This is a genomic window from Mycolicibacterium sp. XJ870, from assembly GCF_053483975.1.
Window position 1 is genome coordinate 1,866,511 of the sequence record NZ_JBEFTI010000001.1, and the last position, 14,471, is coordinate 1,880,981.

Sequence of the window (14,471 nt, forward strand, 5' to 3'; positions counted from 1 at the left end):
GTGACTCTGCTAAACCTGGCGAGTGACCATCACCCGGCGTGCCGCCGAGCACGAACCCATCGCGCGGGTGCTGCCGATGCTTTCGGTGCCGCATCTGGACCGGGAGTTCGACTATCTAGTGTCGGCCGAGCAGTCCGATGACGCGCAGCCCGGGGTGCGGGCGCGCGTGCGCTTTCACGGCCGGCTCGTCGACGCGTTCATCCTGGAACGGCGCTCCGACACCGACCACGTCGGCAAGCTGGGCTGGCTGGAGAAGGTGGTCTCGGCCGAGCCCGTTCTCACCACCGAGGTGCGGCGCCTGGTCGACGCGGTCGCTGCCCGCTACGCAGGCACCCGGCCCGACGTGCTGCGGCTCGCGGTCCCGCCGCGGCATGCCACGGTCGAAAAGCAGGTGCCCCCGGATCCGGAAGAGATCCAGGTGGCCGACGTCGACGCGACCGGATGGGCGCGGTACGGCGGTGGTGAGCAGTATCTGAAAGCGCTCGGTGAGGGGCGCGCGGCCCGTGCGGTGTGGCAGGTGCTGCCCGGTGAGGACTGGCCGCAGCGATTGTCCGAGGCTGCCGCGGTGACGGTCAACGCGGGCCATGGCGTGCTCGCGATCATGCCGGACCAGCGCGACGTGGACGCGTTGTACGCGGCCACCGTCAGCAGTGTTCCAGAGTCGCGGGTGGTGGCGTTGTCGGCGGGTCTTGGTCCGGCGCAGCGGTATCGGCGTTGGCTGGCGGTGTTGCGCGGGCACGCTCGGGTGGTGATCGGCACCCGCAGCGCGGTGTTCGCCCCAGTTGCCGACCTCGGGTTGATCCTGGTGTGGGACGACGGCGACGACAACCTCGCCGAACCGCGAGCGCCATACCCGCATGCTCGTGAGGTGGCCATGCTGCGCGCCCACCAATTGCGTTGTGCCGCAATAATCGGCGGCTACTCCCGCACCGCGGAAGGCCAGGCGTTGGTGCGGACCCGCTGGGCGCATGACCTGGTCGCGACGCGGTCGGTGGTTCGGGCCGCGGCGCCGCGCGTCGTCGCGCTGGAGGACAGCGGGTACGCCCAGGAACGTGACCCGGCGGCGCGCACCGCGCGGCTGCCGTCGATGGCGCTGCAGGCCGCCCGCTCGGCACTGCAGGCCGGGCGTCCCGTGCTCATTCAGGTACCCCGACGCGGGTACGTGCCCGCGCTGGCCTGCGCCAAGTGCCGCACCGTCACTCGGTGCCGGCACTGCACCGGACCCCTGGCGCTGGCCGGCGACAGCTCCGCCGCGGAATGTCGGTGGTGCGGTCGCGCCGAACCCGCATTGCGTTGCGCTCGTTGCGGTTCCGACGCCGTGCGGGCCGTCGTGGTCGGGGCGCGGCGCACCGCCGAGGAGCTCGGCCGCGCGTTTCCCGGCACGACGGTGATCACGTCGGGTGGGGACGCCATGGTGGCCACGGTGGAGGACGGGCCGGCGCTGGTGGTCTGCACCCCCGGCGCGGAACCGGCCGCCGACGGTGGTTACGGCGCGGCGCTGCTGCTCGACGGCTGGGCGTTGCTGGGCCGCCAAGATCTGCGCGCCGCCGAGGACACGCTGCGCCGGTGGATGGCTGCGGCGGCCCTGGTGCGGCCGGGCAGCGACGGCGGTGTGGTGGCCGTCGTCGCAGAATCCGCCATCCCTACTGTGCAAGCGCTGATCCGCTGGGACCCGGTCGGCCACGCCGACATCGAGCTCGACGGCCGCGGCGAGGTGGGCTTGCCGCCGGCTGTCCACATGGCCGCCGTCGACGGCGCCTCGGAGGCGGTCAAGGCGCTGTTGGAGACCGCGCAGCTACCGGAGGCCGCCGAACAGCTCGGGCCGGTGGAGTTGCCGCCCGGGGCCCGCAGACCGCCGGGTGTGGCCGCCGAGGCCGAGGTCAGCCGGATGCTTGTGCGAGCGCCGCGCGACGGGGGCCTGGCGCTCGCGGCCGCGTTGCGACGGGCAAGCGCGGTGCTGAGCGCCCGCCACGATCAGGAGCCGTCCCGCGTGCAGATCGACCCGCTGCACATCGGGTAGGGGAACAGGGCAGACGGTACCGGTGGGTGTGTCCCACTGTGCATCCATAGACTGGGCCGGTGCGTCTCGTCTTCGCTGGTACACCCGAGCCGGCAGTGCCGGCCCTACGGCGACTGATCGAATCTCCCAACCACGATGTGGTGGCGGTGCTGACCCGCCCGGATGCGGCGGCCGGTCGGCGCGGCAAACCCGCACCGTCACCAGTGGCGCGGCTGGCCATCGAACATGACATCCCGCTCCTGCGTCCCGCCCGGCCCAACGGCGACGAGTTCGTTGCCGAGCTGACCGACCTGGCGCCGGACTGCTGCGCCGTGGTGGCCTACGGTGCGCTGCTGAGCAAACGCCTGCTGGCGGTTCCCCGGCACGGTTGGGTCAATCTGCACTTCTCGTTGCTACCTGCCTGGCGCGGGGCGGCGCCGGTGCAGGCCGCCATCGCAGCCGGTGATTCGGTCACCGGGGCGACAACGTTCCAGATCGAACCGGCGCTGGACTCCGGCCCGGTATACGGCGTTGTCACCGAAACCGTCCGGGGTACCGATACTGCGGGCGATCTTCTTGACCGGCTTGCCGTTTCAGGGGCTGCGCTACTGGAGGCCACGTTGGACGGCATCGCTGACGGGTCGTTGACGGCGGTGCCGCAGCCCGTGGACGGGGTCACCGTGGCGCCGAAGATCACCGTCGAGGAGGCCAGGGTGCGCTGGGATCTGCCCGCACATGTCGTCGATCGTCGCATTCGCTCGGTGACCCCTAATCCCGGAGCCTGGACGATGATCGGCGACCTTCGCGTCAAGATCGGCCCGGTCACCGTGGAGGAGTCGGCAAATCCCTTGCCGCCCGGTGTGATTCAGGTGGACCGGAACATCGTCCAGGTCGGAACCGGCTCGCATCCGGTGCGGCTGGGTCAGATCCAGCCGCCGGGGAAGAAGCTGATGAACGCCGCCGACTGGGCTCGCGGCGCTCGTCTTGAGGAAACGGTGCGAGCGTCATGACCAGACCTTCTGATCGGCGGCCGGGCAAACGTCCGACCCGGCGAAAGCCGCTCGATCCGGCCAGGCAGGCGGCGTTCGACGTGCTGCGCGCCGTCTCGGAACGGGACTCGTACGCCAACCTGGCGCTGCCCGCGCTGCTGCGGGAACGCGGCATCGAGGGCCGGGACGCCGCCTTCGCCACCGAGTTGACCTACGGCGCGTGCCGGACCAAGGGCCTTCTCGACGCAGTCATCGAACGGGCTGCCGGTCGTCCGGTCGAACGGATCGACCCGGTGCTGCTCGAACTGCTTCGGCTCGGCACCTATCAGTTGCTGCGCACCCGGGTCGAGCCACACGCCGCGGTGTCCACCACCGTCGAGCAAGCCGGCATCGAATTCGATTCCGTCCGTGCGGGTTTCGTAAACGGTGTACTGCGCACCATCGCGTCGCGCGACGAGCAGTCGTGGACTGAGGAGTTGGCCCCGTCCTCCGCCACCGACCCGGTCGGGCACGCCGCATTCGTGCACGCGCATCCGCGGTGGATCGCCCAGGCATTCACCGATGCGCTCGGTGCTCAAGCCGGACAGCTCGACGCCCTCCTGGCCAGTGATGACGAACGGCCCGTCGTGCACCTTGCGGCCCGGCCCACCGCGATGTCCGCCGACGAGTTGGCGGCGCAGACGGACGGCACCGTCGGCCGGTATTCGCCCTACGCGGTGTACCTGTCCGGAGGGGATCCGGGGCGGCTGCAGGCTGTTCGCGAGGGCGCCGCTTTGGTCCAGGACGAGGGCAGCCAGTTGGTGGCGCGGGCGCTCACGATGGCCGAAGTCGACGGGCCGGACAACGGCCGCTGGCTGGACCTGTGCGCCGGACCGGGCGGCAAGACAGCGCTGCTGGCCGCTATCGGCGCAGCCTCGGGAGCAGGGGTGACCGCGGTCGAACCGGGGGATCGGCGCGCCGACATGGTCGAGGAGAACACCCGCGGGCTCGACGTGGACGTGCATCGGGTCGATGGCCGCGAATCCGGGCTTGAGCCGGGCTTCGACCGGGTGTTGGTGGATGCGCCCTGCACCGGGCTGGGAGCGTTGCGCCGCCGCCCGGAGGCACGCTGGCGTCGACAGCCCGGCGACGTTCCGGGGCTGGCGAAATTGCAGCGTGAGCTTCTGGCCGCTGCCATCGAACTGACTCGCCCGGGTGGTGTGGTGCTGTATGCCACCTGCTCACCGCACTTGGCCGAGACCGTTGGCGTGCTGGCTGATGCGGTCCGCCGCCACCCGGTGACGCAGGTGGATGCGCGACCGTTGTTCGCTCCGGTGGATGGGCTCGGAGACGGGCCCCACGTCCAGTTGTGGCCGCACCTGCACGGGACCGATGCGATGTTCGCTGCCGCGCTGCGGGTCCAGTGAGCGTAGGCCCGAAGATCAGAACGATAGGCTGAGCGCCATGGCAGAAACCCGCGCACGCCAGGAGCGAAAGACTCCGCTGATCGCGCCCTCCATCCTGTCCGCGGACTTCGCGCGGCTCGCCGACGAGGTTGCCGTGGTGGGCGGCGCCGACTGGCTGCACGTCGACGTGATGGACAACCACTTCGTCCCCAACCTGACACTCGGCCTGCCGGTCGTCGAATCGCTGCTCAAGGTCACCGATATTCCGATGGACTGCCATCTGATGATCGAGGATCCGGAGCGCTGGGCACCGCCGTACGCCGAGGCTGGCGCATACAACGTCACGTTCCACGCCGAGGCCACCGACAATCCGGTCGGGGTGGCGCGTGACATCCGCGCTGCCGGTGCCAAGGCGGGTCTGTCGGTGAAACCCGGCACGCCGCTGGAGCCGTACCTGGAGATTTTGCGGGAGTTCGACACCTTGCTGGTGATGTCGGTGGAGCCAGGTTTCGGTGGGCAGAGTTTCATCCCCGAAGTGCTCGCGAAGGTGGGCACCGCACGCCGGCTCGTGGATTCCGGTGAACTCACCGTTGTGGTGGAAATCGACGGTGGCGTGAACACCGATACCATCGAGCAGGCCGCCGAAGCTGGGGTCGACTGCTTCGTCGCCGGGTCGGCTGTGTACAGCGCGGCGGATCCGGCCGCGGCGGTGAAATCGCTGCGCCAGCAGGCCGCGAGCGCATCCAAGCACCTGACATTGTGACCGCTGAACCCGAGGCCGTGATGCGGCTGGCCATCGAGCAGGCCGAGCGGGTCAAGGGTTCTACATACCCCAATCCACCAGTCGGCGCGGTGATTCTAGACCGCGATGGGCAGGTCGCCGGAGTAGGCGGGACGCAGCCGACGGGCGGGCCGCACGCCGAGGTGATGGCATTACGGGAGGCAGGTCGGCGCGCCACCGGTGGCACCGCAGTCGTCACCCTGGAACCGTGCAACCATCACGGCCGGACTCCGCCTTGCGTGAAAGCCCTTGTCGAGGCAGGGGTTTCGAAAGTGGTCTACGCCTGCAGCGATCCGAACCCGGTCGCGGCAGGCGGCACAGCGCGGCTGGCCGAAGCGGGCATCGAGATCGTCTCCGGGATGTTGGCCGACGAGGTGGCGCGTGGCCCGCTGCGGGAATGGCTGCACAAGCAACGCACCGGACTGCCGCATGTCACGTGGAAGTTCGCCACCAGTGTGGACGGCCGAAGCGCCGCCGCTGACGGCTCAAGTCAATGGATCACCAGCGAAGCCGCCCGAGCGGACGTGCACCGCCGGCGTGCGGTTGCCGACGCCATCGTGGTTGGTACCGGAACCGTCTTCTTCGATGATCCGTCCCTGACCGCACGGCTCGCCGACGGCAGTTTGGCGCAGCGGCAGCCGCTGCGCGTCGTGGTGGGCGAGCGGGAAATCTCTTCGGACGCAAGGGTACTCAACGACGACTCGCGTACCATGGTGATCCGCACCCACGACCCGCGCGAAGTGATGAGGTCACTCGCCGACCGCACCGACGTCGTGTTGGAGGGCGGGCCCACGTTGGCGGGTGCCTTCCTGCGCGCAGGACTGGTTGACCGCATCCTGGCGTACGTGGCGCCGATCCTGTTGGGGGGACCGATAACTGCGGTCAACGACGTCGGGGTCCTCAGCATCGTGCACGCTCAGCGCTGGCGGTTCGACGGTATCGAGTCGCTCGGTCCGGATGTGTTGTTGAGCCTGGTGCCCAACTGACCTGTCCGGTCAGCGGGGGGCGTCGAACAACGACCTGTTGAACGCTTGGTGAACCGTGGGTTACCCACTGCCCAACGCGAACAGCCGGATTCACGCTCCACGCTTGCGGCCGACATCTCGGTACACTCGTGCCAAAGCGCGTTCACTGCTGAATTTGCGCTAAGTGAACACGAGCAAAGGACCACCACCATGACTGCACTGCAGGACTGGCTCAGTACATCTCCGCTGACGCCGCGTGCTGTTCGGACACTGGTGTGCGCGCCGCTGCGCATCGCGTTTCCCGACAGGCCGCCGCAGCCCGAACAAGAACTGCGGCGGCTACGCCCCGGGGTGGAACGCTGCTGACCTCACCGAGCGCGGTGCCGGCCCGGCGGTTCCTGTTCAGGTAGCTGAACCGTGTCGTCCGCGGCGTGTGACGGAAGTACCTGCGTCGGCAGATCCAGCAGCTCGGTCGGCGGGTCCTGATCGACGGCGAGCGGGCCCGTGCGCGGTGGCAGGGCCTCGTCGTCGGCGTGCTCGTGCCGCCCACTGATCAACAATCCCAAGAGCGCGCCGACGATACAGACGACGGCGGCGATAGTGAAGATGTCGCCGTACATCATCACGTAGGCCTCGCGATACCGCCCGGCCTGAGCGGACAGCCGCTCGGCCAGCGACATGCTGCCCGTGTTGCTCGCGGCGGCCAGACTCGCCAGATGCTGATTGAACCGGTACAGGCCCCATGCGGACAGTGCGGCGATGCCGATCAGCATGCCGATCATCCGTGAGACCACCACGGCCGCCGAAGCGATGCCGTGCTCCGCGGCGGGCACCACCCGCAGTGTGGCCGAGGTGAGCGGACCGATCACAAGACCCAGCCCCAGACCCACGATCGCCAGATCCGTGTCGAGCACCGGGAGGCTGAACAGGCCGAGATCGTGGCGCGCGGCCAGGACGTCCACCGTCCATTTCGAGACAAGCCAGAAGCCGCCTGCGGCGATCATCAATCCGAGGAACGTGACGATCCGATCGCCGATCCGGGTGGCCAGCCAACCGCCGATCAGCGCGCCGATGGGCAGCGCGATCAGGAAACGCAGCAGCAGGAAGGCAGCGTGGTTCTGGTCCTGACCGAGCACGCCCTGCCCGAACAGTTCGACGTTGACCAACGTGACCATCAACGCCGCACCGGCGCACAGCGACGCGGCCAGCGCCGCCAGGAAGGGTCGGAAATGCACACCCGCGGGGTCGATCAGCCGGGTCTTGGCGACCTTCTCCCACGCGAAGAACGCCACCGCGGCGACCAGCGCACCGATCAGTACCGGCAGGCCCCAGCTGGGCAGCACCTGCTTGCCGTCCGGGGCCGGGTTGTACAGGCCCACGACGGCCAACCCCAGCGCGACCGCGAGTAGCAGGCCGCCTACGACATCGACCTTCTCCGCTGGCCGGTCCTTGTCCCTGGGCGGCAGGCTGAAGTGGATCATCACCATCGCGACGACGGCCAGCGGCACGTTGACCCAGAACACCGCCTGCCAATGGTTGAACAGCCACACCAGCGCGATGCCGTACACCGGGCCCAGCACGGCGCCCAACTCCTGGGCGGCACCAACCCCGCCCAGCACGCCGGCGCGGTTGCGGGCCGACCACAGATCGGCGGCCAGCGCCAACGTGACGGGCAGCAGGGCACCGCTGGCGGTGCCCTGGATGACGCGGCCGATGACCAGCATCGTCAAGTCGCCCGACAGGGCGGTGACGATCGAGCCGATCGCGAATCCGGCCAGGCCCACCTGGATCAGCATCTTGCGCCCGAACCGATCCGATGCCCGGCCAAGCAGCGGCATGGCCGCGATGTAACCGAGCAGGTAACCCGTGATGATCGGGGTCACCTTCTGAATCTGGTTTATCGCGATGCCGACGTCTTTCATGATGTCGACCATGATCGTGATCACGACATAGGTGTCGAGGGCGCCGAGCAGCACCGCAAGGCTGCCTGCGCTGATCGCGATCGTGCGGTTCCCGCGGGATGTCACCGCTTCAGCGGCACGCATCAGGGAGCGGGCTTGGTGACGGTGACCTGCTTACCCCAGTCGGACAGCGTCATGGTGACGCTGTTGCCGGGCGACGGCTCCAGCTTGGCCTGCAGCAGCGTGTGGTCCCCGTCCTCGGTGATCCATGCCGCTGCGGGGACCGGGCCGGTCGCCTCCAGCTGCGGGGCGATCTTGTTCACGGCATCAGCGCTCACATTGCCGGTCACGCGGACCGCCTCGGTGCCGTTGATGGCTTCGCGGCCGTCGGATTTGGCATCGGAGAAGTTCGCCAACACATTGGCCAGACCGGTATCGGGGTTCAGGATCGCCGAGACGTCGTAGATATTGGCGGCCGGCCCGTAGTTGGACAGCGGATCACCGGGCGTCAGCGCCGCGTACAGGTCACCTTCGGCGACCACGAACTGCGCGTCGGCGATCCGCTGGCCGAACGCGATGAGGTCCGCGGTGCCCTGCGCAGCGACAGCCGGGGCGTTGGTCAGGTCACCGTCGAGCTTCTCGACCGGCAGTCCGTCGATCTTTCCCTGCACGGTGAGCAGCAGGTGAACGCTCTGATGGCTCTTGGTCGTCGCCGTGGAATCCTGCAGCAGCGTGGCGGCGTCAGGCAGCGGGGCGTCGGACGTCTCCGAGGACGACGAACACCCGGCGACCAGCGCAACGGCGGTGAACATGATGGCGAGTAAGGACTGGACTGCGAAGCGTGGGCGCGTCTGCATGACTGCATCGTAGAGGCTTCCTACGACCGACTGTTTTCTCCAACCGGTCGCCCACTGAATACTCTGGTCGGCGTGTTCACCGGAATCGTTGAAGAGCTGGGTGTCCTGGTCGACAAGACAGAGTTGGCCGACGCCGCCCGTTTCACCATCCGCGGGCCCGTCGTCACGGCCGACGCCGGCCACGGCGATTCGATCGCGGTGAACGGCGTCTGTCTGACCGTCGTGGAGGTCTTGCCCGACGGTGCGTTCACCGCCGACGTGATGGGGGAGACCCTCAATCGTTCCAGCCTGGCCGATGTCGGGGTGGGTAGCCGGGTCAACTTGGAGCGGGCCGCGGCCGTCAACAGCCGGCTCGGTGGTCACATCGTCCAGGGCCACGTCGACGGTACCGGCACTGTGATTTCGCGCACGCCCTTCGAGCACTGGGAAGTGGTGCGGATTGGGCTTTCGCCCAGCCTGTCGCGCTATGTGGTGGAGAAGGGCTCGATCACCGTCGACGGAGTGTCGCTGACGGTCTCTGCGGTCGGTGGCGATTGGTTTGAGGTGTCGTTGATTCCGACGACGCGTGAGCTCACCACACTCGGTCAGGCGTCGGTGGATACGACCGTGAACCTCGAGGTCGACATCATCGCGAAGTACGTCGAGCGGTTGATGGCCGGTCCCGGTCAGTAAGAGCTGGCAATAACCACGGGTTTTCGGTGGTTCATACTGGAGTCGATGGCGAGGGTTCCACGATGGAATCCGGCAGTGAAACAAGCAAGGTGGCAAACATGACCAGGCTCGATTCCGTCGAGAGGGCGATAGCCGACATCGCGGCGGGCAAGGCCGTGGTCGTGATCGATGACGAGGACCGCGAGAACGAGGGCGATCTCATCTTCGCCGCGGAAAAGGCTACCCCCGAACTGGTTGCGTTCATGGTGCGCTACACGTCGGGATATCTGTGCGTGCCGCTCGACGGCGAGATCTGTGACCGGCTGGGCCTGCTGCCGATGTATGCGGTCAACCAGGACAAGCACGGCACCGCCTACACCGTCACCGTGGATGCGAAAAAGGGTGTGGGGACTGGTATTTCGGCCTCCGACCGGGCCACAACCATGCGGGCACTGGCTGATCCGGCCGCCGTCGTCGAGGACTTCAGCAAGCCTGGTCACGTGGTTCCCTTGCGCGCCAAGGACGGTGGAGTACTGCGCCGCCCGGGCCACACCGAAGCCGCGGTCGACCTGGCGCGGTTGGCGGGGCTGCAGCCTGCGGGGGCGATCTGCGAGATCGTCAGCCAGAAGGACGAAGGCGACATGGCCCGCACCGATGAATTGCGGGTGTTCGCCGATGACCACGATCTGGCGTTGATCTCGATTGCCGACCTGATCGAATGGCGGCGCAAGCACGAGAAGCACGTCGAGCGCATCGCCGAGGCGCGGATCCCCACCCGGCACGGTGAGTTCCGTGCGGTGGGATACAAGAGCATCTACGAGGACGTCGAGCATGTCGCGTTGGTCCGTGGCGAGATCGCCGGGCCGCACAGCGACGGTCACGACGTTTTGGTGCGGGTGCACTCCGAATGCCTGACCGGTGACGTGTTCGGATCGCGGCGCTGCGACTGCGGGCCGCAGTTGGATGCGGCGATGGCGATGGTGGCCCGGGAGGGCCGCGGCGTGGTGCTCTACATGCGCGGGCACGAAGGGCGCGGCATCGGCCTGATGCACAAGTTGCAGGCCTACCAATTGCAGGACGCCGGTGACGACACCGTCGACGCCAACCTCAAACTCGGATTGCCTGCCGATGCGCGCGATTACGGCATCGGTGCACAGATACTCGTCGATCTCGGTATCCGGTCGATGCGCCTGCTGACCAACAACCCTGCCAAACGGGTTGGGCTGGACGGATACGGCCTGCACATCATCGAACGGGTGGCGTTGCCGGTGCGGGCCAATGCGGACAACATTCGTTACCTGATGACCAAACGGGATCGGATGGGCCATGACCTCGTGGGCCTGGACGACTACGACGAAGCGGTGAGCATGGACGACTACGACGAGGCCGTGTACCTACTCGGTGACCGGCGGCCGCAGAGCCCGACGGATTCCGAGGGAACGGCGAGCGGCGTCGTCGGAGACGACAAATGAGTGGAGGCGCAGGAGTTCCCGATCTGCCTCAGCTCGACGCGGCGAATGTGAAGCTGGCGATCGTGGCCAGCACCTGGCACACCCAGATCTGCGATGCCCTGCTCGACGGTGCGCGCAAGGTCGCCGCCGATGCCGGTATCGCTGAGCCGACCGTGGTGCGGGTTCTGGGTGCGATCGAAATTCCGGTGGTGGCACAGGCTTTGGCGGCAACTCATGACGCGGTGGTGGCGCTGGGTGTGGTGATCCGCGGTCAGACACCACACTTCGACTATGTGTGTGACGCGGTCACCCAGGGCCTGACCCGAGTGTCGCTGGATGCGTCCACCCCGGTCGCCAACGGGGTATTGACCACCGACAACGAGCAGCAGGCGCTCGACCGGGCAGGTCTGCCCGCGTCGACCGAGGACAAGGGTGCGCAGGCGGCAGCGGCGGCGCTGTCGACCGCGCTGACGTTGCGCGAACTGCGCGCACGCGCGTGACCGGTCAGATGACGGAAGAAACCTGGGACGTCGAGATCCGGCCATACCGCACACCGTTTTTCGCGTACGGCGCGGCGCTGGTCATCTTCGCGGCGCACGTCACTGTGGGGGCGCTGCTGAAAGTCGGATCCAGCGGTGTCGTCTTTCAGACTGCCGATCAGGTGGCGATCGCATTGCTCGGGGCAATCATCGCCTGTGCGGTGACGATGTTCGCCCGACCGCGGTTGCGGGTGGGGCCGTCCGGGGTGTCGGTGCGGAATCTCGTGAGCTACCGGCTGATTCCGTGGCCCGATGTCGTCGGCGTGTCATTTCCACAGGGCGCACGCTGGGCCCGCGTCGATCTTCCGGATGACGAGTACATCCCGGTGATGGCGATCCAGGCGATCGACAAAGGGCGTGCGGTGGAGGCGATGAACCGGGTCCGAGAGTTGATCGGCCGGTACCGGTCTGACCTCAGCTGACCTTCAGCGTCATCGCCAGTTCTTCGGCCGTTGTTGATGTCTGAGCATCGGACACGCCGAAGCCCAGGCTTTCGTACACCCAGCGGGCGACCGTATTGGCGCTGGCGACCCGCAGTCGCACGGTATGGGCGTGGCGCCCGCGCGCCCATTCCACCGCGGCGTTGATCAGCTGGCGAGCCAGGCCGTAGCCGCGGGCCGTCGGATCGACCCAGAGCGAGTAGAGGTAGATCGTCTCGGCCTCCTGCTGCTGGGCGCCGATGAGGCCCACCGCCCTCCCGTTGACCATCACGGCGAACTGGGCGTGGTCGCGTAGCCGCCTGCGCCATTGCGCCGCAGTGAATCTGGCTTCCTGCCGATAATGCGGATCCTTGATGGTCAAGGAATCTGCCAGGGCACGCAAGCGAAGGTGGGAGAACAGGCGCCAGTCCGCCTCGGTCAGTCGTGTCACCTGTGTGATCGGGCGGGCGTGCATCAACCGGGATCGCCCATCACCAGTCCCTCGCGACGCGGGTCGGCTCCGCCCACCCAACCTGGTTGGGCGCGCACGATCACCGAGAGTCCGCTGGACTGGTCGGCGAGGTCGACATCGTGGCCGAGGGCACGCAGACCCTGTACCAGCGGGTCGTGGTTCCCGTTGTCGGCGGTGTTGACGATCGGATGTTCGCCACCGACATTCGTCTTGGGCGTGTTGGCGGCACCGAAGTCGACCATGGAGACCGCCTGCTGCGGGTCGAGCCCCCAATCCACGAGGCCGACAATGGTTTTGACGACGAACTGGATGATGACCGAGCCGCCCGGCGAACCCAGCACCGCATACAGCGGGCCCCTGGACCCGGGCGGGTGGGCCGCTCCCTTGTCGAAAACCAACGTGGGGGCCATGGTGCTGCGCGGTCGTTTGCCGGGTTCCACCCGGTTGGGGACGGGAGTGCCTTCCGGGCTGATCGGCTCGGCGGCGAAGTCGGTGAGTTGATTGTTCAGCAGGAATCCGTCCACCATGTGGAACGAGCCGAACGCGGATTCGACGGTGGTGGTCAGGGCTGCCGCGTTGCCGTAGCTGTCGACGATGCTCACGTGGCTCGTGCCGTGTTCGGGCGGTGGAGGAGCGGTGATCGGGGGGCCGAAGTCGCCCGGCTGCGCGACGCCCATCGTGTGTTGCTCGGATATCAGCGCGGCGCGCCCGGTGAGGTAGGCGTTGCTCAGCAGAGTCTCGGGCGATCCGCCTGGCAGCGGGACGAAGTCGGTGTCGGCGACAAAACGGTCCCGGTCGGCGTAGGCGAGGCGTTCGGCTTCGGAGATCAGATGCACGCCCAGAACGTCGGGCCGTCCGCCGTTGAGGTCGATGTCGGTGGGCTTGTGTTCGCTCATCGCGAAGTGCTCCAGCATCCCGAGGGTCGCGGCCACCGCTATGCCTCCGGACGATGGTGGTGGCATCCCGCAGAGCTCGCGCCCGCGGTAGGTGGTGCACAACGGGTCACGCCGTTTGACGGTGTAGCCGGCGAGGTCTTGCTCGGTCAGAAGCCCAGGGGTCCGTCCGCCCGCCGTGTCGCCGGCCGACGCAATGATCGCCTGCGCGATGTCGCCGGTGTAGAACGCTCGGGCCCCTTCGGATGCGATGGCGCCCAGGGTCTTTGAGTACGCCGGGTTGGTCAGGCGGGTGCCTACCGGCTTGGGGGATCCGTCCGGGTTCAGGAAGAATTCGGCCGCGGCCGGATCCAGCCGAAGTTGGGCTGCGGCATCTTCGATCGCGGCGGCCAGGCGCGGGCTGACGTCAAAGCCGCGATCGGCGATCGTCACGGCTGGAGAGAACAGGTCACGCCACGTTTTCTTGCCGAACTGTCGATGCACCTCGTCGAGCAAACGCACGATGCCCGGCACCCCGATCGAGCGTCCCGACGCCCTGGCATCGGGCCGCGGTGCGGTGCGGTCGGTGTCGGAGATCCACCGGAGGTAGTTCTCGGTGGCGGCGGCGGGGGCGGTCTCACGGCCGTCGTAGGCGTGTACCTCGCCCGCCGCGGCGTCGAAGTACAGCAGGAAGCCACCGCCGCCGATTCCGGACGCTTGCGGCTCCACCAGTCCGAGCATCGCCTGCGCGGTCACCAGCGCGTCGGCCGCGGTGCCGCCATCGCGCAGCACCTTGCAGGCCGCCTCGGTGGCCAGCGGGTTGGCGGTGGCGACTGCGTATCTGGACGTCCGCACCGCGGTCATATCGCTGCGGTAGCCGGTGGCGACTTCGGGTTTGGTAGCCAGGTCGCGTGACGTCGGCGGTGCCGACAATTCGGGAGGTGTCGGCGGTGCCGACAATTCGGGAGGTGTCGGCGGTGCCGACATTGGGGGTGGTGTCGTGGGTGCCGACAATTCGGGTGGCTTGGGTATGGGGGTGCCGTTGGACGCGATCTCGCACGGGCCCGCAACGGTCCTGGTAGGACGCTGGGGGCTGTCGGCGCACCCCCCGGCGATCAGGACCAGACCACTGAGCAGGGCGATGACCGAACGTGTGGACGCCAGCAATCGCACTCTTCGACGGTAGCGGA

General features: G+C 67.9%; 14 protein-coding genes. 10 read left to right on the forward strand and 4 right to left on the reverse strand.

From position 1 onward, the window contains the following. The first annotated feature begins 22 nt into the window (after positions 1-22). The 6 genes from ABQF30_RS09350 to ABQF30_RS09375 all read left to right on the forward strand — a co-directional run bounded on the left by ABQF30_RS09350 (position 23) and on the right by ABQF30_RS09375 (position 6,485). Positions 23-2,020: a primosomal protein N' gene (locus ABQF30_RS09350; RefSeq protein ID WP_448462592.1), complete on the forward strand. Its 1,998-nt coding sequence runs from the start codon at positions 23-25 to the stop codon at positions 2,018-2,020. A gap of 59 nt (positions 2,021-2,079) precedes the next feature. Beyond that, on the forward strand, positions 2,080-3,009 hold the full coding sequence (gene fmt / locus ABQF30_RS09355) for a methionyl-tRNA formyltransferase (protein WP_448462594.1): 930 nt from the start codon (positions 2,080-2,082) through the stop codon (positions 3,007-3,009). After that, complete coding sequence (locus ABQF30_RS09360; protein WP_448462596.1) at positions 3,006-4,394, forward strand: RsmB/NOP family class I SAM-dependent RNA methyltransferase; 1,389 nt, start codon at positions 3,006-3,008, stop codon at positions 4,392-4,394. The genes fmt and ABQF30_RS09360 overlap by 4 nt, the downstream gene beginning before the upstream one ends. Before the next feature lie 37 nt (positions 4,395-4,431). Then, positions 4,432-5,136 carry a ribulose-phosphate 3-epimerase gene (rpe, locus tag ABQF30_RS09365; RefSeq protein ID WP_448462598.1) on the forward strand — a complete coding sequence of 235 codons (705 nt, stop codon included), beginning with the start codon at positions 4,432-4,434 and terminating at the stop codon, positions 5,134-5,136. A 20-nt stretch (positions 5,137-5,156) separates the two neighbouring features. After that, on the forward strand, positions 5,157-6,140 hold the full coding sequence (ribD, locus tag ABQF30_RS09370; RefSeq protein ID WP_448463572.1) for a bifunctional diaminohydroxyphosphoribosylaminopyrimidine deaminase/5-amino-6-(5-phosphoribosylamino)uracil reductase RibD: 984 nt from the start codon (positions 5,157-5,159) through the stop codon (positions 6,138-6,140). Between the two features lie 189 nt (positions 6,141-6,329). Continuing rightward, positions 6,330-6,485 (forward strand): hypothetical protein, encoded by a 156-nt coding sequence (locus ABQF30_RS09375; protein ID WP_448462600.1) that lies wholly within the window; start codon positions 6,330-6,332, stop codon positions 6,483-6,485. Positions 6,486-6,487: 2 nt separating this feature from the next. Here ABQF30_RS09375 and ABQF30_RS09380 read toward each other — a convergent pair whose 3' ends face one another. Together ABQF30_RS09380 and ABQF30_RS09385 are read right to left on the reverse strand one after the other, a co-directional pair. Continuing rightward, on the reverse strand, positions 6,488-8,164 hold the full coding sequence (locus tag ABQF30_RS09380; protein WP_448462602.1) for an MFS transporter: 1,677 nt from the start codon (positions 8,162-8,164) through the stop codon (positions 6,488-6,490). After that, positions 8,164-8,877: an LppX_LprAFG lipoprotein gene (locus tag ABQF30_RS09385; RefSeq protein WP_448462604.1), complete on the reverse strand. Its 714-nt coding sequence runs from the start codon at positions 8,875-8,877 to the stop codon at positions 8,164-8,166. Before ABQF30_RS09385 ends, ABQF30_RS09380 begins: the two co-directional genes overlap by 1 nt. Before the next feature lie 72 nt (positions 8,878-8,949). Between ABQF30_RS09385 and ABQF30_RS09390 the strand changes: the two genes are divergently transcribed. The 4 genes from ABQF30_RS09390 (at position 8,950) to ABQF30_RS09405 (ending at position 11,940) form a co-directional block, all read left to right on the forward strand. Further along, complete coding sequence (locus ABQF30_RS09390; protein WP_448462606.1) at positions 8,950-9,549, forward strand: riboflavin synthase; 600 nt, start codon at positions 8,950-8,952, stop codon at positions 9,547-9,549. Between the two features lie 98 nt (positions 9,550-9,647). Beyond that, positions 9,648-11,000, forward strand: coding sequence for a bifunctional 3,4-dihydroxy-2-butanone-4-phosphate synthase/GTP cyclohydrolase II (locus tag ABQF30_RS09395; protein WP_448462608.1), 1,353 nt, complete (start codon positions 9,648-9,650; stop codon positions 10,998-11,000). After that, complete coding sequence (gene ribH / locus ABQF30_RS09400) at positions 10,997-11,479, forward strand: 6,7-dimethyl-8-ribityllumazine synthase (RefSeq protein ID WP_448462610.1); 483 nt, start codon at positions 10,997-10,999, stop codon at positions 11,477-11,479. The genes ABQF30_RS09395 and ribH overlap by 4 nt, the downstream gene beginning before the upstream one ends. Before the next feature lie 8 nt (positions 11,480-11,487). Next, positions 11,488-11,940 carry a PH domain-containing protein gene (locus ABQF30_RS09405; RefSeq protein ID WP_448462612.1) on the forward strand — a complete coding sequence of 151 codons (453 nt, stop codon included), beginning with the start codon at positions 11,488-11,490 and terminating at the stop codon, positions 11,938-11,940. On the opposite strand, the gene ABQF30_RS09410 is transcribed toward ABQF30_RS09405, so the two are convergent. Then, positions 11,933-12,412, reverse strand: a complete 480-nt coding sequence (locus ABQF30_RS09410; protein WP_448462614.1) for a GNAT family N-acetyltransferase — start codon at positions 12,410-12,412, stop codon at positions 11,933-11,935. The genes ABQF30_RS09405 and ABQF30_RS09410 overlap by 8 nt on opposite strands. Next, positions 12,412-14,454, reverse strand: a complete 2,043-nt coding sequence (locus ABQF30_RS09415) for a gamma-glutamyltransferase family protein (RefSeq protein WP_448462616.1) — start codon at positions 14,452-14,454, stop codon at positions 12,412-12,414. The genes ABQF30_RS09410 and ABQF30_RS09415 overlap by 1 nt, the downstream gene beginning before the upstream one ends. Positions 14,455-14,471: the final 17 nt, after the last annotated feature.

Bases quoted from the DNA above. Each gene is read 5' to 3' on its own strand.
- ABQF30_RS09360 (WP_448462596.1), top strand. From the start codon at position 3,006: ATGACCAGACCTTCTGATCGGCGGCCGGGCAAACGTCCGACCCGGCGA.
- rpe (WP_448462598.1), top strand. From the start codon at position 4,432: ATGGCAGAAACCCGCGCACGCCAGGAGCGAAAGACTCCGCTGATCGCG.
- ribD (WP_448463572.1), top strand. From the start codon at position 5,157: ATGCGGCTGGCCATCGAGCAGGCCGAGCGGGTCAAGGGTTCTACATAC.
- ABQF30_RS09375 (WP_448462600.1), top strand. From the start codon at position 6,330: ATGACTGCACTGCAGGACTGGCTCAGTACATCTCCGCTGACGCCGCGT.
- ABQF30_RS09380 (WP_448462602.1), bottom strand. From the start codon at position 8,164: ATGCGTGCCGCTGAAGCGGTGACATCCCGCGGGAACCGCACGATCGCG.
- ABQF30_RS09385 (WP_448462604.1), bottom strand. From the start codon at position 8,877: ATGCAGACGCGCCCACGCTTCGCAGTCCAGTCCTTACTCGCCATCATG.
- ABQF30_RS09395 (WP_448462608.1), top strand. From the start codon at position 9,648: ATGACCAGGCTCGATTCCGTCGAGAGGGCGATAGCCGACATCGCGGCG.
- ribH (WP_448462610.1), top strand. From the start codon at position 10,997: ATGAGTGGAGGCGCAGGAGTTCCCGATCTGCCTCAGCTCGACGCGGCG.
- ABQF30_RS09405 (WP_448462612.1), top strand. From the start codon at position 11,488: ATGACGGAAGAAACCTGGGACGTCGAGATCCGGCCATACCGCACACCG.
- ABQF30_RS09410 (WP_448462614.1), bottom strand. From the start codon at position 12,412: ATGCACGCCCGCCCGATCACACAGGTGACACGACTGACCGAGGCGGAC.